This is a genomic window from Mesorhizobium sp. CNPSo 4689 (assembly GCF_057784325.1).
Map to the genome: position 1 here is coordinate 250,500 of NZ_JBWLUZ010000001.1, position 15,949 is coordinate 266,448.

Annotated in this window: 15 protein-coding genes; 6 read left to right on the forward strand and 9 right to left on the reverse strand. The window is 62.3% G+C overall.

Features of this window, described 5'->3' with window-relative positions:
• Nucleotides 1-94: 94 nt before the first annotated feature.
• Both AC04SI_RS01160 and AC04SI_RS01165 read left to right on the forward strand, forming a co-directional pair.
• The gene (locus AC04SI_RS01160) at nucleotides 95-922 is read left to right on the forward strand and encodes an SDR family NAD(P)-dependent oxidoreductase (RefSeq protein WP_404275002.1); all 828 of its coding nucleotides are present in this window, start codon (nucleotides 95-97) and stop codon (nucleotides 920-922) included.
• A 248-nt stretch (nucleotides 923-1,170) separates the two neighbouring features.
• The gene (locus AC04SI_RS01165; protein WP_404275004.1) at nucleotides 1,171-2,454 is read left to right on the forward strand and encodes an O-antigen ligase family protein; all 1,284 of its coding nucleotides are present in this window, start codon (nucleotides 1,171-1,173) and stop codon (nucleotides 2,452-2,454) included.
• A 118-nt stretch (nucleotides 2,455-2,572) separates the two neighbouring features.
• Here the strand turns inward: AC04SI_RS01165 and AC04SI_RS01170 are convergent, their stop codons facing one another.
• The 3 genes from AC04SI_RS01170 to AC04SI_RS01180 all read right to left on the reverse strand — a co-directional run bounded on the left by AC04SI_RS01170 (nucleotide 2,573) and on the right by AC04SI_RS01180 (nucleotide 5,876).
• Entirely contained in the window at nucleotides 2,573-3,661 is a 1,089-nt protein-coding gene (locus AC04SI_RS01170) for an acyltransferase family protein (protein WP_404275006.1), read from the reverse strand.
• A gap of 170 nt (nucleotides 3,662-3,831) precedes the next feature.
• Nucleotides 3,832-4,995, reverse strand: a complete 1,164-nt coding sequence (locus AC04SI_RS01175; RefSeq protein WP_404275358.1) for a polysaccharide biosynthesis/export family protein — start codon at nucleotides 4,993-4,995, stop codon at nucleotides 3,832-3,834.
• Between the two features lie 203 nt (nucleotides 4,996-5,198).
• The gene (locus AC04SI_RS01180; RefSeq protein ID WP_404275008.1) at nucleotides 5,199-5,876 is read right to left on the reverse strand and encodes a sugar transferase; all 678 of its coding nucleotides are present in this window, start codon (nucleotides 5,874-5,876) and stop codon (nucleotides 5,199-5,201) included.
• Between the two features lie 608 nt (nucleotides 5,877-6,484).
• Here AC04SI_RS01180 and AC04SI_RS01185 point away from each other — a divergent pair.
• Nucleotides 6,485-6,757 carry an exopolysaccharide production repressor protein gene (locus AC04SI_RS01185; protein WP_404275010.1) on the forward strand — a complete coding sequence of 91 codons (273 nt, stop codon included), beginning with the start codon at nucleotides 6,485-6,487 and terminating at the stop codon, nucleotides 6,755-6,757.
• A gap of 33 nt (nucleotides 6,758-6,790) precedes the next feature.
• Here AC04SI_RS01185 and AC04SI_RS01190 read toward each other — a convergent pair whose 3' ends face one another.
• The 6 genes from AC04SI_RS01190 to AC04SI_RS01215 form a co-directional block, all read right to left on the reverse strand.
• Nucleotides 6,791-8,680, reverse strand: a complete 1,890-nt coding sequence (locus tag AC04SI_RS01190; RefSeq protein ID WP_488473809.1) for an ABC transporter ATP-binding protein — start codon at nucleotides 8,678-8,680, stop codon at nucleotides 6,791-6,793.
• Nucleotides 8,681-8,688: 8 nt separating this feature from the next.
• On the reverse strand, nucleotides 8,689-9,681 hold the full coding sequence (locus AC04SI_RS01195) for a phosphoenolpyruvate carboxykinase (ATP) (RefSeq protein WP_488473810.1): 993 nt from the start codon (nucleotides 9,679-9,681) through the stop codon (nucleotides 8,689-8,691).
• On the reverse strand, nucleotides 9,678-11,609 hold the full coding sequence (locus tag AC04SI_RS01200; RefSeq protein WP_404275015.1) for a lasso peptide isopeptide bond-forming cyclase: 1,932 nt from the start codon (nucleotides 11,607-11,609) through the stop codon (nucleotides 9,678-9,680). Before AC04SI_RS01200 ends, AC04SI_RS01195 begins: the two co-directional genes overlap by 4 nt.
• Before the next feature lie 3 nt (nucleotides 11,610-11,612).
• Nucleotides 11,613-12,002, reverse strand: coding sequence for a lasso peptide biosynthesis B2 protein (locus AC04SI_RS01205; RefSeq protein WP_488473811.1), 390 nt, complete (start codon nucleotides 12,000-12,002; stop codon nucleotides 11,613-11,615).
• 10 nt (nucleotides 12,003-12,012) lie between these two features.
• A complete protein-coding gene (locus AC04SI_RS01210; RefSeq protein WP_404275019.1) occupies nucleotides 12,013-12,282 on the reverse strand; it encodes a PqqD family protein in 270 nt (89 codons plus the stop codon).
• Between the two features lie 167 nt (nucleotides 12,283-12,449).
• Nucleotides 12,450-12,602: a lasso peptide gene (locus AC04SI_RS01215; RefSeq protein WP_006205257.1), complete on the reverse strand. Its 153-nt coding sequence runs from the start codon at nucleotides 12,600-12,602 to the stop codon at nucleotides 12,450-12,452.
• A gap of 508 nt (nucleotides 12,603-13,110) precedes the next feature.
• Between AC04SI_RS01215 and AC04SI_RS01220 the strand changes: the two genes are divergently transcribed.
• The 3 genes from AC04SI_RS01220 (at nucleotide 13,111) to AC04SI_RS01230 (ending at nucleotide 15,862) form a co-directional block, all read left to right on the forward strand.
• On the forward strand, nucleotides 13,111-14,259 hold the full coding sequence (locus AC04SI_RS01220) for a nucleotidyltransferase family protein (protein ID WP_404275021.1): 1,149 nt from the start codon (nucleotides 13,111-13,113) through the stop codon (nucleotides 14,257-14,259).
• A 70-nt stretch (nucleotides 14,260-14,329) separates the two neighbouring features.
• Nucleotides 14,330-15,352 carry a glycosyltransferase family 2 protein gene (locus tag AC04SI_RS01225; protein ID WP_488473812.1) on the forward strand — a complete coding sequence of 341 codons (1,023 nt, stop codon included), beginning with the start codon at nucleotides 14,330-14,332 and terminating at the stop codon, nucleotides 15,350-15,352.
• Nucleotides 15,353-15,478: 126 nt separating this feature from the next.
• Nucleotides 15,479-15,862 carry a single stranded DNA-binding domain-containing protein gene (locus tag AC04SI_RS01230; RefSeq protein ID WP_404275360.1) on the forward strand — a complete coding sequence of 128 codons (384 nt, stop codon included), beginning with the start codon at nucleotides 15,479-15,481 and terminating at the stop codon, nucleotides 15,860-15,862.
• Nucleotides 15,863-15,949: the final 87 nt, after the last annotated feature.

Sequence of the window (15,949 nt, forward strand, 5' to 3'; positions counted from 1 at the left end):
TTGCCGGGCCTTGGATGGATCGAAGTTCGCCACCGGCTCCGGAATGATGGTCGATGGCGGCTGCCTTGCGGTGTGATTGCGGAGAACCTGTTCGATGACCAATCTCTCGGGCCGCGCCGCCATCGTCACCGGCGGTTTTTCCGGCATGGGTTTTGCCATCGCCACGGCGCTGGCACAGGCCGGGGCCAACGTGGCCGTCGGCTCCTATGTGGCCGCGCCGGGCTCGGGCAGGACCGACGCCGCCTACTATCCGGGCGCCGACGAGATCGAACGGGTGCGCGCGGCTCTGGCGGCGCATGGCACGAAAGTCCACGCTGCGCATCTCGACGTGCGCGACAGCGATCTCAGCAATCGCTTCGCGGCCGAGGCGGAGGCCGCGATCGGGCCGGCCGATATCCTCGTCAATGCCGCCGGCACCACAGCCGAGCAGCCGGTCTGCGGCCATTCCGACGAACTCTGGGACAAGATTGTCGACACCAACCTCACCGGTGCCTTCCGCGTCACCCGTGCCGTGCTGCCCGGCATGATCGGGCGCGGCTGGGGCCGTATCGTCAACATCGGCTCGACCGCGGCCTCCGTCGGCTGGAAGGACAATCCGGCCTATTGCGCCTCGAAGGCCGGCCTGCTCGGCCTGACCCGCTGCGTGGCGCTGGAAGGCGCCCCGCATGGCGTCACTTGCGTCATGATCAGCCCGACCTGGGTGGAGACCGAACTGATGCGCCGCAACGTTGCGCAAGTCGTCGAGCGTGAAGGCAAGGGCCGTACGCCGGAGGAAGCCATCGCCGAAATCGCGCGCGGCAACCCGCAACAGCGTATGCTGCAGCCGGAAGAGATCGCGGGGCTTGCCGTCTTCCTGTGCTCGGACGCGGCCAGGGGCATCACCATGGAAAACATCCAGATCACCGGCGGTGCTCTGTGGTAGCTCCGGCTCGCCGCCCCCGACCCGGTCCGGCCTTATGAGACGAACGCGCCGCATTAACGCCATTCACCTGTTGCATGACAATGCGCAGGTCCTTGCCGTTTGCCCGCGACAACATTTGTCATTGAGTGAGGCGCGATTGAACGGTAGGTTATATTGCACTGCACAATAGACGCCCAGGATCGGGCCTCGGACCAGCCTCTGGCAGGCCCAGCCGTGAAGGCTCAATGGATGAGAGATCCGTTAGCGATATGAAGATTCCAAAATCCTTGTTGATCGATCCGGAGAAGAGTGTCGTCTACGGCACCTTCGCCGTCGCCGTTTCGATCTTTGCCTTCGCCTACTCGACCAATTTCGGCCAGGTTCTCATCCTCGCCTACTACGCGGTCTGGCTTCCGCTCATCCTTGTCGACTACCGGCGGTTTTTGCGGCATCTCTCCGACGCCTGGCTGCCGCTGCTGTTTGTCGCCTATGTCTGCTTCTCGGTTTTCTGGTCGCATGCGCCCGGCACGACCGCGAGGGCGTCGCTTCAGTATTTCTCGCATGTCCTCTGCGCCTATGTTGCCGCGCGCACGGTCAGTGTTCGCACATTGGTGGTGGGTTCCCTGATCGGAATTTTCTTCGTCCTGCTCTATTCGCTGCATGTCGGCGCCTATGCGCTCGACACCATCGACGGGACCACCAATTTCGTCGGGGCCTTCGGCTCCAAAAACCAGGTCGGCTTCTTCGCTTCGTTCGGCATCTATCTCTGCTTCGTCTTTGTCATCTTTTACCGGCGCGGCTGGCCAAGCCTGGTCTGGACGGCGCCGATCGGCCTGCTGTCGCTTTACATGCTGGCCATCGCCCATTCCGCCACCTCGGTGGCGTCGCTGCCGGCGGGGCTGGCGGTCGTCATCCTGCTTGGCGTGAGCAAGGTGCTGTCACGCCGCTACAGGCGGGTGCTGTTCGCGGTCGGCGCCTGCACGCTGGTCGGGGCGATCATGGCGGCGCTCAATCTTGGCCTTATGGATTTCGTGCTCGGCATCTTCGGCAAGGATTCGACGCTCACTGGGCGAACCTATCTGTGGGAACAGGGCTGGGAGGCCGCCCAGCAATTCCCGGTCCTCGGCTATGGCTATGCCGCCTATTGGGTGCAGGGTTTCGCCGAGGCCGAACGGTTGTGGGCCGAGTTCTACATCACGACGCGCACCGGCTTCCACTTCCACAACACCTATATCGAGACGCTGGTTGAGCTCGGCTTTGTCGGGGTGACGCTGATTGCGCTGGTCATCCTGCGCGCCTTCTATGGACACGTATCGTCCGTGATCTTCCGCGACTGGCGCGCCGATTCGGTCGTCCTCGCCGGCGCGGTCGGCCTCATGCTGCTCCGCTCCTTCTTCGAGGTCGAAATCCTCGGCCCCTACTTCACCGCCTCGTTCGTCGTCTACTACGGACTGTTCAAGCTGCGCGAAGTGCCGGTGGTGCGGCCGCAGCGGTCGCGGATCGCCATCCAGGAAGCGAAAACCGCAAGCAGCGGAACCCACGCAATAGGTTAGAGCAATTCCAGGAAAAGTGCGGAGCGGTTTTCCGTCCGGAATTGTGTGAAAACAAATACTTAGAGTGGGTCGTCGGGTCCATCAAAAGCCGAACCGCTCTAAGCGGCAGGGCCGACGCTCAGGCGATGGCGCGAGAACGCTGCATCTGCCGCTGCAGGAACCGCCGCACCGGCTCGTCATAGAGGCGGGTTGCGATGTCGGCGATGACGATCACGGCAAGCGCCATGACGATGCCGAACCAGGGATGGTTGGCGAACGGATCGATGGAGACGGCCTTGCCCGCTCCCGCGATGATCATCAGCATCGGCGTGTGGATGATGTAGATCGGGTAGGAGATCCGTCCGAGCCAGCCATAGAGCCTGGCAAGGCCTGGACGGGTCGGCGCTACGGCGCCAACCGTGACCAAGAGCGGAAACAACAGCACGACGCAGATGAGATCGTAGGGCGCGCGGCCGGCGCCTGCCGGCGCGATGGCAAAGACCACCAGTGTCAGGATCATCGCCATCTCGACCCAGTAGCCTTTCTGCAGGAACCCGAGACTCCTTTGGATGCTCCCCATCGACCGGCAAAGCAGCACGCCCAGAAAGAACGAGAAGGTGACGCGCGGCAGGCCGCTGGCGATGGTCTGTCCGGTCATGCCGAAATCGAGCGTGCCGGCCAGCACCGCAGCAAGGATCAGCAACGCCAGGCTGCCGGCGATCAGCACCACCAGCGCCCTTTTCGACAGCACGAAGAACAAGAGCACATAGGCAATGTTCACCAGCAGCTCGAAAAACAGCGACCAGGAGGCGGGATTGAGCGGAAAGATGGTGTGATAGGCATCGCCGACCAGCGGAATGAACAGCATGCCCGTCGTCAGCATGACGGCAATGTCGGAGACCGGCAGATACTCGGCCGGAATCAGCCTGTTCTTGATCACCAGATAGAAAAAGCCGAGCAGCGTGCCGGCAAGGTAGAGCGGGTAGAGGCGGATCAGCCGGATCAGCAGGAAGCTGCCGACGCTCATCCCGGTTTCGATCTTCCTGTCATAGGCGTGTGCAATGACGAAGCCGCTGAGCAGGAAGAACAGGTCGACCGCAAGGTAGCTCGAAGGCAGCACCTTGCCGTCGGAGATGAATGGCGAGAAGTGGTAGAGCATGACGCTGATCGCCGCCACGCCGCGCATTGCGTCGAGATTGAGGTACACGTGACGGGGTGCCGGCTGCATTATGGGCCTTCATCAGCGGATCGCTGCGCGACGTCTACAGCGGCTCTCCTGCGCCCGGCTGGGCGGCACTTGAGCTGCCTTCTCAACTCCTGCCGGCCGGCGTCGATGACGCCGGGCCGTTTACCTACTGGCTGACGATTGTCAGGCCTACAGGCTGACCATTGTCATGCCTACTGGCTGGCCATCGGCGCCAGCTTGACCTTGATCACGTCCCCCGGCAGCACCGGTGTGTCCTCCTTGGCGGCGATCTCGCTCGTCTTGCCGTCGACAACGCGCACCAGCGAATAGAGGAGGGCCGGTTCTTCGCCGCTTGTGATGGCAGCCGTCGTTGCCGGATCCGTTGCCTGGGCCATCAGGCCTTTTTGCATGCCCACCCTGAGCGCAGCCTCGTTCAGATCGGCTTCGGTCTGCTGCCGGTCGGCGGCGAGCTTCGAGCTCAAGGTGTTTTGGGCATCGATGGCATCCTGCGTCGCCTTGCTGATCGACTGCTTGGCGGTGAGAATGGCCGTTTCGTAGTCCAGGATCTTGCCTTGCAGGTCGGCGACGGATTGCTGTGAATCCAGCAATCGCGAATTGGCGACCAAACCCTTTTGAGCCAGCGGGCCGATGTTGCTGAGCTGCTTCTGCGCCAGATCGACCTGCTTCTGCTGGTTCACGATCTTCTGCTGCAGCGATTCGATTTCGGACTGCAAAACGCTCTTCAACTCGTCGAGCGCCTGCAGCTTCAGCTTCAGCGCTTTCTGGTCGGAGGTGAGGATTGTCATCTCGTCGGCAACGATGGCCTGCAACCGCGGATCGCCCTCGACCTCCTTCGGCACGTCGAAGCTAGTCTTGCCGACCAGATCGGCATCGATGCGGGCGCGTTTGACCACCAGCCGAACCCGCTGGTCGTCGTAAATGTCAAAATTGCCCTTGGCTGTGACCAGGTCCTTGCCGAGCTGGGCACCGAGATCGGAAGTGCGCCTTATGCCGCCGGCAACGCTGATCGCCTTGAGCACCGTCAGTTCGGGCACGTAGGGAAACTGACCAGGCGACTGCACTTCGCCCGAAATGTAGAACGGCCGGAACTGCACCATTTCCACGGATGCTTCCGGCTTGTCCGCAAGCGCCAACTTACGCTGCAGGGCTTGGCTGATCGTCGCTGCGATCTCGGCGGTGGTCTTGCCGGCGGCGGGCAATTCGCCTGCGAAAGGCACAGAGAGCGTTCCGCCGGGGCCGACCGAATAGTCTCCGTTGACCGCCGACCAGTCACGGAACGTGCCTTCGACGGTCTGCCATTCCGCGATGCGGATGTTGAGCTTGTCCTGCGGTCCGAGCTGGTAGTCGCCGGCCATGGCCGGGACCGAAAGCGAGAGCGCCAGGCAGGCTGCGATGAGCCGTACCGGCGCCGTGGATATGGACAGATTGCTGCGAAGAAGTCCGACGATGTCTGTTTTCAACTGAACGTTTCCGATCCGCTTTGCCCCCACCGCCCGATGGGTTCGCTGCTGGCCGAAGGCGGCCGCCTCAATGCAAGACCGGCCGTGCGAGACTAGCTCTAGTAGGAGCCGCGCGACATCCACACCGCAGGCACGGTCTTGACGATGATACGAACGTCCTCGAACAACGACCAGTTCTCGACATAGTGGCGATCGAACGCCACGCGGGTGTCATAAGATACGTCGTTGCGGCCGCTGACCTGCCACAGCCCGGTCAGGCCTGGGCGCGACTTCAGATAGTAGACGGCGGCGCTGCCGTAGATCTCCAGTTCGTCGCGCACGACGGGCCGCGGTCCGACGAGGCTCATGTCACCCTGCAGGATGTTGATGATCTGCGGCAATTCATCGAGGCTGAGCTTCCTCAGCACTGCGCCGACGCGGGTGACGCGCGGGTCGTTCTTCAGCTTACGCGTCGCGATCCATTCGGCATTCGCCTCCGGATTGGCGGCAAGGTAAGCAGCCAGCACGCGCTCGCCGTCCGGAACCATGGTGCGGAACTTGAGGCAGGGGAACACCCGGCCGCCGCGACCGATGCGCTTGTGGCCATAGAAGATCGTGCCGCCGTCCGACAGCTTGACCAGAAGGGCCACCATCACGAACAGCGGGCTGAGAAGAACCAGGCCGACCAGTGAGCCGACAATATCGAAACTGCGTTTGAGCAGGCCGCCGATGGGTGGCGGAAAATCAATGCCGACCTGCGAAAACCCCGCATTGGCCGACTTGGCGACGTCCCTCATGCTTAAAGCTCCATACGTTGAACGAATGGTTTACGGCACGATATCAAAAAAATGCTGCAGCGCAACACACAATTTCCCATCACGGTGAAATAGTCACGTCATGAATTGACTAAATAATAAACGCGCTCTGCCCAAAAATTCGCCTTTGTGGCACGTTTGTGACAATTTGTGAGCAAGTGCTGAAAATGTAGTGCTTTTTTGGGGCCGATTTTGGGCGAATCGTTCTTCGTCGCAGAGCGTGGGGCGTTAAATTGCTTAAGATTCGCTGGATGACCTGAGTTGTTCGCATAAAATACTAATTAACATTGTAGCTTTTACTGAAGTAGAATTCACTTCCTCCTAATCGCTATGGTGCCTGCGTGTGCGTCGCAGCATGGCAGAGTCGATCCCGTCGACCCGCTCAAAATTATTTGCGGTTGGCCTTGCCGACAGTTTCCCACCTTAATAGAGTCGCAAATTGTTCCTGTTAGAGTTTGGATAGGTTGGAAAGGCTGGAAGCAACCGGTCGAAAGTGGGCATAAGAATAAGCTCGCGTGGCGCATGGGGAGATACTCGGGTGGGTAAGTCGTCGCTTTTGCATGCTCGCGTCGGTTGACGGGACGACGGGCATGTCACTACAAAAATTCATCATAGGAATGGTTTTCGCCATCGCGATCGTGGTCGCGTGGTCGTATTTCGATGGCGCTTCGCTGGGCATGACGCTGCTGCGTGCCATCGCTTGCGCCGTCATCATTCAGCTTGGCTACTTTCTGCTGGTCTTCGTCATGGTCGCCAGGAGCGCCCCGACGCCAGCCGAAAAGGCACGCGAAGCCGAAAGAAACCTGGGCCTGGACCAGACGGCCAAGAACGAGAAATTCAGCGCCAGGCGAAGCATTCACTGATTCTTGCTTCGCTGCGCCGTGGCCAAATAGTCCTCAGCGAACGTCGGCGGTCTGTCTCTCGGCCTGTTCGCCTGACAGCATCCGTGACAACCGGCTGCCGGATTTCTGCTTCAACCGCTGATAATGGCCGACCTCGACGATGCGGCCATTCTCGATTGCCACGACCCAGTCGGCGAAGGCGATCATCGACGGCCGGTGCGCAATGGTCAGGATGGTCATCCGGCCGCGCAGCCCATCGATCGACTTGGCGATCAGCGACTGGTTCTGCCAGTCGAGCGCGCTGGTCGCCTCATCGAGGATGAGAAGCGACGGCTTGCGCAACAGCGCGCGCGCCAGTGCAATGCGTTGGCGTTCGCCGCCCGAGAGCCGGACGCCGCGATCGCCGACCACCGTATCCAGCCGATGCTCGAGCCGTTCGACGAAGTCGGCGGCGTGCGCCGCCCGCAGCGCCGCCCACAGTTCGTCGTCGCCGGCCTGCGGCGCGGCAAGACGCAAATTCGCGGCGATCGTATCGTGCAGCAGGAACACGTCCTGCGGCACATAGGCCACCTGGTCGCGCCAGCGTCGGCGGTTTTGCGCTCCGATCTCGACGCCGTCGGCGAGGATCTTGCCTTGCGTCGGTTCGAGCAGGCCAAGCAGCATGTCGGCAATCGTGCTCTTGCCCGATCCCGAAGGACCGATGAGGGCGGTGACCTTGCCGGCGGGAAGGCCGAAGGTGATGCCGCTCACCACCGGTCTGCCGCCCCCTTCGCCATCCCTGAGTGCTGGGGAAACGTCACCATAGGCGAACGAAACATCACGTATGTTGAGCCCTGTATCGAGCGCCAGCCTGGCGCCTTCAACGGATTCACTGCTTGCCGGTTCGCGCTCCGCGTCGAATTCGCGCTCCGCGTCGAAGCGCGTCTGCAGGTCGCGCATCGAGGCATAGGCAGGCAGATTGATCAAAACCTGCTGCGCCTGGGTCTGCATGTCCATGAAGCGCGGCGCGATGCGCATGAAAACCAGCAACAGCACCACGATTTCGGCCAGCGACAGGTTGAAGCGAACTAGCGCGATATAGATGAACAGGCTGAGCCCGACGACGCTCGCCACCTGGAACAAGGCGGTGCCGATCGTTGAGTTGCGCACATAGCTGATGTTGTCGGCCTTCATCTTTTCGAGGGTCGTCTGCAGCTGCGCGAAATAGCTCGCCTCGACATTCAGGCTCTTGGCCACCTTGATGCCGCCCAGGAACTCCGAGACCGTGCGGTATTGATCCTGGCGATTGGTCGTCACCACCCGGCCGAACGCCGTGGCGCGGGTGCGAAAAGGCTGCAGCGCGACGAACATCAGCACGCCGATCACGATGGCGAGGCCTGTCATCACCGGCGAGATGAAAAGCGATATGACGAGATAGCCCGCCAGCAGCACACCGATCTGCGCCAGCATAAGTAGCGCGAAAGCCGCTGCCTGCACGCGGTCTATGTCGCCGGTCAGCGCGTGGTCGAGATCGGAACTGCGCATGCGTGAGAAAATGCCCCAGCGCGCCTTGCCGATGCTCTCGAACAGATTCATGCGCAGACGGTTGATGAAATCGAACAGAAGCCTGGCCATGTAGACGGACTTGAAGCGGTTGAAGGCCGCCTGCAGCGCGACAAGCCCGACCAGCGCGCAAAGCACCGTCGTCAGCTGCAGCGTCCCGTCAGGCACCAGCCAGCGCACGAGGTCGTTACCCGGCAGTCTGACCGCGAAATTCTGCTCGGAACGCCCCACCAGTTGCAGCAAGGGGATGAGAAGCAGGATCGAGATGCCTTCAGTCAGGCTTCCCAGGATCAGGAAGAGCAAGGCCGTCCAGGTCCGCCGCCCGCCGATCCTGGCGATGACGCCGGCAAATCCGGCGATTTCCCGAAACAGCGACAAGCGAAGGACGGATGATGCCGGCATGGATCTGCTCACCGCGCACGATCGTCGGACGCCAGGTCCTTCTCGATGAGGGCCACGGCCTCGCCGATCCGGCCAAGGCCTGTCGGCACTTCGAGGCGGCACACGCCGATACGGCCCGCCAACCCGGCGCAATGGCGAAGGTGCCGGATGGCGAAATCGCCGACCAGGGCCGGCCGGCCGAAGCGTGTCACGTAGGAGAATTTGATGACGGCCGACAGCGCCGCTATCTCGGGCAGCGGCGATATCGCCGCCTTTTCACCGCGCTCGAGAATGTAGAGCCTCGTCACCGGAACCTTGTCCGGCGAAAATCCGCCATGCAGGCGATGCTGTGCCTTGTCGATCGCCGGATGCACCTGTGGGCGCACCTTCGCTTGCCGGATCGGGATGGCGGCCGCGGCGTCGGCCGCCAGCTTCAGCTGCGGAAAGCCCGGAACGATCATTGGCTCGTCCGGGCTGGACAGGTCGAGCGCCACGACGTCGTCGGTCAGCAATCCGTGCCCGGCGCTGATCATCGCTCCGGCCGTCGTCGATTTGCCGGCGCCCTTGTCGCCCATGAAGATCGCGCTCCTGCCGCCGACCGCAATCGCGCTGGCATGCAGGATGAGCAGGCCGCGCTGGTGCAAAAGCAGCGCCATGACCGGCCCGAGCAGCGGAAAGGCGATCAGCTGGTCGTCTATCCCGGGCGCCGGATCGACAATGATCCGGCAGGCGTCGCTGATCAGGAAGGCGCCGACCGCCTGCCATGCCAGATATTGTTGCCTTGGCTCGAAACGGAAAGCGGTTCCGGCCTCGAGCGAGGGTTTTGGATAGTCGATCGGACCGACGGCGATCACGATGTCGGCCGCGGCGGGCGCCGTCGGCTCGAGCTCGGGCAAGGCCAGTTCCGAGCTGATCGTCAGGCCATAGGCCTTGTAGAAGCGGCGCTCTCTGGCAGGAGTGCCTTCGACACGCAACCGAGCATGCCCGGGGTCGGCCGCGAGCGACGTGTTCGATCTCGTCATGCTTGGCTCCCACGCAGTTGAACTTGCCGTAACCAGAGAGAAAGCGCGATCGAGCGCCAGACACATTGGACATCGGGCAGGGTCGCCTCATCCGGCTGCCGCAGGATCCGCGCATAGGCCGCGCTCACCTCGGGCAGGTTGACATAGGGCGCGATGCGGTCCGCATCCGATACCAGAACCTTGTCGACAAGATCGCGGTGGTTGCCGAGCATGCCGTGGACGAGGTTGGACTTGAAATCGATCTTGTCGCGCCGCCATTGGACTGACGGCGGCAGGATCCCTTCCATGGCCCGGCGCAGCACATGGCGGCCAAAGCCGTTGTGCAATTTCTCTTCGCCCGGCAGCGCCAGGCAGAACTGGACCAGCGGCTTGTCCCAAAACGGATAGCGCGGCTCCACGCCGAAATTGGCGGCGGCCTTGTCGAGGACCTCGAAGGCGTGCGGCACAATCCCGTTCGACAGGATCCAGCGATGGCTAAGCGCTTCACTGGCGCTCACCGTGGACGGCATGTGTCCGGCCCGGTGGAAGCGGTCGACGAGGTCGGTCCGCCTGGCAAGCTCCGGATTGACCAGATGGCGCCAGCTCGGGCCGCGCGGTGCGGCCGGCCTGCTGCGAACCCTGCCCAGGATGCGGCGTGCCGTGTGCCCGAGTTTTGCGATGCGCCATGCCGGCCCGTAGAGGGTCAGGAACTGGTAGTACAGGCCCAGCATGCTGTCGCCATAGGTGTTCGAGGCGCTGCGGATTTCCCGCCACAGCTCCATCCATTTGCCGGCATTGGCAAGCTCGTGCAGATGGCCATGGCCTTGCGAGACGACTTCGTCGCCGCCATGGCCGTCCAGCAGCACCTTCATGCCTTTCGCGCCAGCCTCCCTGTAGATACCGCGCGTCAGCGACAGGCCGGGCGCCAGGAACGTCCCCTCCTGTTCTTCGAGGATGCGTTCGAACTCGGCGAACGGCGCATAATTGCCGACGGCAATCAGCGTGCCGTCAACCTTCTGCTGGCCGATTACCGCGTCGATGAAAGGCCTCTCGTCCATCGAGGAACCCCGTTCGAAGATCAGCGAAAAGGTCGGTAATCTGGGCTTTCGCGCCATGGCGTTCTGCAGGCCCGCCACGCAGGTGATCGCGGAAGAATCGAGGCCTCCGCTGAGCATCGCGCCGACCGCCGGCGTCCCTCGCATGCGGTTGCGGACCGATTGCGAGAACAGGTGACGAAACTCCTCCGCCGCATCGGACCGCATCGGTCTCGGCGACGGCTCGATCTGCCAATAGCGGCGCAGCACCACTTGGCGGTCGCTCACCGTCAGGCTGTGGCGGGCCGGCAGGCGGAACATGTCGGTATAGGGCGTCGACTGCGGATCGTCGGGCAGCCCGGCTAGAAACCCTGAAATCTGATGCTCGCTGAGGCGCGCGCCGGCGCCGCTCACGCCGAGGATGGGACCGATCTCCGAGGCGAAGATAAAACGCTGGTCATCCGCATGATAGTAGAAGGGTTTCACCCCGAAATGGTCGCGCGCGCAAAACAGGACTTGGCGCTCGCTGTCCCAGATGGCGAAGGCGAAGTCGCCTTGCAGATGGGTCGGGCATGCCTCGCCCCAGCGCAGATAGGCGCGCATCAGCAGCGAGCCGTCGGCAAGCGAAGAGTCCCTGATGCCGAGCCTGGCCAGCAATTCCTCGCGATTGTCCAGCCGGCAGTCCGCGGTGACGGCAAGCTTGCCGCCGGCCATGGTCAGGGGGCCGGGGCCGGCTTCATCCGTTGTGTTCAGCCAAGCATGGCCAAGGGTTGCACCAAGGGTTGTGGTCGTGTCCATCCACCACGAACAGCCATCACGGGCGCGATGATGCATGCGCGCCAGCATTTGCTGGATGTCGGCTGCGGCGGACGGCCTGCCTTGCTGCCTGGGCAGAATTCCGGCGATGCCGCTCATTGGCTACTGGCCGTGATCGACAAGATGGGCGAATCCGTTGATGGAACCGCCAAGGACAATATGGTTGCCGCTAATCAGCCAGGCATGCGCCTTCAATTGCGTGCCCGTATCCCGCTCGATGCCAATGCGGATTTTCGAGGCGTTGCCCTGGCGGGCGAGAATATATTGGCCGGAGATCGCCTGGGTGAGGCAGCTTGCATAGGGAACGAGACGGGCCGCGGCGGCAACGCCCCAGGCGACGCGCCTCAGGTCGCCGATGCCGGCCTCGTGAGGCGCATCGAGCTGCGTCACCATGCGGCGAAGGCGGTTGTACGAAAACAGCGTCAATCCCAGCCGCACCGCCGCGACCACCAGCAGGCAGTGCGCCAGAAACAGCATCTCCGAGCCACTCAAGGAGAGAACCCTAGACAAGTTCCTCATGGTGGAGCCTCGCAAGCCCTGCCTCGGCCAGGCCTTTCAACAACCCGTCGACGTCGGCCTTGCAACGCTCGGGATCGACGTCGTAGCGCGTGAGCACCGCGCTGCGGATATCCGCGATCGGCCGCGGCTCCTGGATCAGATCCCAGATATAGGCGCCGACGCTGTTCAGGCTGTAATAGATGTTGGATTTCAAATTGAGCAGCGCCAGCCCGTTGCCGAATTCGCAGGCCACGGCATCATTGGTCGCACTCACGCAGTCGCGGTCCGATGGGTTCCAGTTCATCCTAAAACCTCTGTTTACAATACGCTACGCTTCGTCATGTTCGGGACCGGTTGGAAAGCCGGGAGACTAACGCCCCCCGGCCTCCCTTATCGTTTACGCCCGGAGCCCCAACGTCGCACTCCGGGACGAAATCAAGCTCAGGAGAACGTGAGTTCGCCGATCGGCGTATGCGCGGGGAACGACGCGTCGAGCGCCGTCGAGCCGCCGCCGCCTTGCGTGATGGTCTCGATCGAACCGTGGACCGTCAGGCTAGGCGTTTCGTACTCATGCTTTTCAACATTCTGTTCCATTTTACTCTCCAATATGGACTGGAAACGGCCTGTCGAGTGCCGTCAGCACTTACAATGCTGCAATGCAATAGCTGCATGGCGTCATATGTGAGTCAAGCCTGATTTACCAACTGTTAATCAATTGCCGGTTGCGCTTGGCTCTGCCTGTGATCAAACCTTCGGCAATCGCATCCTAGTCACGCCTGATAGCGGAATTCAACGACGCGCCAGTGACGCCGAATTAAGCATCTGATTTGATTAGGATAAATTTTTTGACTCAAATGCCCGCTTTATAAGCACGAAGAAATTTGTTCGCAAATCGCCCGATTTGGCGTTCATAGCGGCCTTGGTTCGGCTCTCGATCGGAGTTCCGCTCGACCATGCTCGCATGTCGCAGTTAAACGTTGCGGTTGCATCAAAACGGGACGCCTAAGGAAAAACTAGACGGCGGAAGCGATTTTGGCGATGCTTTGCTTCGCAGTTGCAATATAAGGCGCCGACCGGAATTTTTGCGGAGACATTGTCAGGAATGGCCGTGCAGGAAGGTTCTTACGAAAGGCTGCGCGCCGCGGACTGCGCCGATGAAGTTGCCTACGTGCAAGCCTGCCTGAGGCTGTTCTTCGCTTCCGGACCGGCTGCTGCCGCGGGCGAGGCGCCTGGGGCGGCCATCTCGCTCGCCAGCGTCGCCGACATCGTCAGGCTGAACAAGGTTGCGACCTTCGTGCTCAAGGCCTTGTCGCGCGCGCCGGCAACACAAGCGCCGCCCGAACTGCGTGCCTGGCTCGACACCTATCGCAGGCGGACGGTTTCGATGAACTCGTCCTGCATGATGGACTCGATGGCCATTCACCAGGTGCTGCGCGACAGGCAGATCGACTTCGTCTTCCTGAAGGGGCCGTTCCAGCAGCAGCTGCTCTATGGCGACCATTTCATGAAGCCTTCGGGAGATGTCGACCTGCTGGTCTCGCCGGGCGGCTTTTTCAAAGCACGCGAGGCGCTGCGCTCGATCGGCTATGAGGTCGCCGGCAAGTCCCGCTCGGTCTGGTGGCTGCGTTTCCTTGGGGAGCAGCACATGCTCCGCGGCGGCGGATTGAAACAGTCCACGGTCGATCTTCACTACCGCCTGCAGCAGCCGGGATCACCGAGCCCGCGCGATACGGACGGGTTCCTGCGCCGCAAACGCGAGGTCGAGATCGCCGGCGCCAGGGTGCCGTTCACCTCGGCCTCCGACACGCTGCTCTTGTCCTGCATCAGCGTCGCCAAGGCCTTCTTCAATCGCGAGCCCTGCGCCGGCTATGTCTGCGACATCAGAGCCAGCACCAGCCTGCTGAGCGAAGCGGAACAGCAGAGCGTGCTCGCCTATGCGGCCGGGCAGGGCCTGGCGGGCACGCTGCTGCTTGGCCTCAGGGCCGCCGACGTGCTTCTTGGCGGCTCGGACATGCTCCTGTCGGAGCGCGCCACCCGCATCCTGTCGCGCATAGAAAATGCCGACCTGTTCCACATGGTGATCGCGCCCTGGCTGTCGTCCTTGCGCTGGCCGCAGCGGCGCACCGTGTTATGGGAATTGTGCGGCCGCGAGCCGGTCCGCTATCTGGCCGAGGCCGGCTGGGCGGCATCCGCCGATCTCAGCCGGCGTATTTTCGAAAGGCCGACAGTTAGCGAGGCGGACGGCCGGTGAACATCGTTTCGGGCGTCAAGGGGGCAGAAAATTCGGAGTCACTCGTGCAGTGCAATCGAAAGGTGAATTGATGTCCAACACGGAATCCCGGGTCTGCGTGATCATCGCAGCCCGCAACGCAGCCCGCACCATTCCGGCCGCCATCGCCTCCGCGCTGCGCGAGCCCGAAGTGGCCGAAGTCGTCGTCGTCGACGATGCCTCCACCGATGACACTGCGCAAGTAGCGCGCGCCGCCGACGATGGCAGCGGCAGGCTCTCGGTCATGCGCCTCGACATCAACAAAGGGCCCTCCTTTGCCCGCAACGCCGCGATTGCTGGCTCCACTTCACCGTTCATCAGCATTCTCGACGCCGACGATTTCTTTCTCGAAGGCCGGTTTCGCAGGCTGTTCGCCAGCGCCGACTGGGACTTCGCCGCCGACAACATCATGCTGATCAGGGACGATGCGGCGACCGATGTCTCGAAGGTCGTCGCTCCGCCATTCTCGGCCGACCCTGAGTTCCTTGATCTCGAAAGGTTCGTCGAAGGCAACATTTCCAGGCGCCGCGTGCAGCGCGGCGAGCTTGGCTTCCTCAAGCCGGTCATCAGCCGGGCCTTTCTCGAGCGCCACGGCCTGCGCTACGACGAAAGCCTACGCCTTGGCGAAGATTACGAGCTCTATGCGCGCGCCGTCGCCCGTGGGGCGCGCTTCAAGGTCATACGCTCCTGCGGCTACGGCGCGATCGTTCGTGCCGATTCGCTGAGCGGCCGCCACCGGACGCTGGATCTGAAGCGTCTGGCCGACGCCGACCTGGCGCTGCTCAAGATCGACAGCCTGCCGGAAACCTCCAAAGCGGTGCTGCGCAAGCACGAACGCCATGTGCGCGACAAATACCGGCTGCGCAACTTCCTCGACGTAAAGGCCGAGCGCGGCCTGGCATCGGCCGCCGCCTACGCCCTGGCCAGCCAGTCGAACCTCATTCCCATCGTTCGCGGCGTCGCCGCCGACAAGCTGGCGGCGCTGTTTCGCCATGCCGGCCTTGCCTCGAAACGGCAGCAGGTGCCGCCGATGCGCTTCCTCATGGCGGCCAACGCCGCAACCGCCGAGAACTAGGTTTCGGCGCGCTGCGGCAGCGGCCGGAAATTCGAAAAACACGCCTTTGCCAAACTCCGAGGTTGCTTAGTCGCCCTGGGAATGGCAGTGTATGTTGCGGTGCAGCAATTGTGGAAGGCCAACCGGATGGCTTCGATATTCGGCTTCAGATCCAGGGATCCAGCCCGGGACCGGCAGTCCGATCTCCAGCGTTTCGATCGTCTCGCGAGGTTGCTGGATCAGATCGCGACGGAGATCGAGGCGGAGAAGACCGGGCTTGAGAATCGCTATCGGTCAAAGGCGACGAACGCTGCCTTCCTGGTCGAGGCGATGGAGAACGGCTCGGCATCGACGAGCAAGGTGTCCGAAGTCAGCGAACTGACGACATCGATCCTGAATTACGAGCGGCGCATCGCAGCGCTTGCCCGCCAGAACAGCCTGATGAAGGAACTGCGTCATTCACTCGACGCGATCGTCGAAGAGAATGGTGAGTCTCCTCAAGCCGCCGGTCTGGCGGCACGAGGCAGGTAACGAGGAAGATACAAGGGCGGAGGATCAGCAGCGGCTCGTCATGCGGCGGGCCAATTGGTGACTTTGGGTTGGGCGGACAGCACAAAG

What these genes read in the sequence shown, in the direction of transcription:
- AC04SI_RS01160 (WP_404275002.1), top strand. Translation starts at nt 95, where the DNA reads ATGACCAATCTCTCGGGCCGCGCCGCCATCGTCACCGGCGGTTTTTCC.
- AC04SI_RS01165 (WP_404275004.1), top strand. Translation starts at nt 1,171, where the DNA reads ATGAAGATTCCAAAATCCTTGTTGATCGATCCGGAGAAGAGTGTCGTC.
- AC04SI_RS01170 (WP_404275006.1), bottom strand. Translation starts at nt 3,661, where the DNA reads ATGCAGCCGGCACCCCGTCACGTGTACCTCAATCTCGACGCAATGCGC.
- AC04SI_RS01175 (WP_404275358.1), bottom strand. Translation starts at nt 4,995, where the DNA reads ATGGCCGGCGACTACCAGCTCGGACCGCAGGACAAGCTCAACATCCGC.
- AC04SI_RS01180 (WP_404275008.1), bottom strand. Translation starts at nt 5,876, where the DNA reads ATGAGGGACGTCGCCAAGTCGGCCAATGCGGGGTTTTCGCAGGTCGGC.
- AC04SI_RS01185 (WP_404275010.1), top strand. Translation starts at nt 6,485, where the DNA reads ATGTCACTACAAAAATTCATCATAGGAATGGTTTTCGCCATCGCGATC.
- AC04SI_RS01190 (WP_488473809.1), bottom strand. Translation starts at nt 8,680, where the DNA reads ATGCCGGCATCATCCGTCCTTCGCTTGTCGCTGTTTCGGGAAATCGCC.
- AC04SI_RS01195 (WP_488473810.1), bottom strand. Translation starts at nt 9,681, where the DNA reads ATGACGAGATCGAACACGTCGCTCGCGGCCGACCCCGGGCATGCTCGG.
- AC04SI_RS01200 (WP_404275015.1), bottom strand. Translation starts at nt 11,609, where the DNA reads ATGAGCGGCATCGCCGGAATTCTGCCCAGGCAGCAAGGCAGGCCGTCC.
- AC04SI_RS01215 (WP_006205257.1), bottom strand. Translation starts at nt 12,602, where the DNA reads ATGGAACAGAATGTTGAAAAGCATGAGTACGAAACGCCTAGCCTGACG.
- AC04SI_RS01220 (WP_404275021.1), top strand. Translation starts at nt 13,111, where the DNA reads ATGGCCGTGCAGGAAGGTTCTTACGAAAGGCTGCGCGCCGCGGACTGC.
- AC04SI_RS01225 (WP_488473812.1), top strand. Translation starts at nt 14,330, where the DNA reads ATGTCCAACACGGAATCCCGGGTCTGCGTGATCATCGCAGCCCGCAAC.
- AC04SI_RS01230 (WP_404275360.1), top strand. Translation starts at nt 15,479, where the DNA reads ATGGCTTCGATATTCGGCTTCAGATCCAGGGATCCAGCCCGGGACCGG.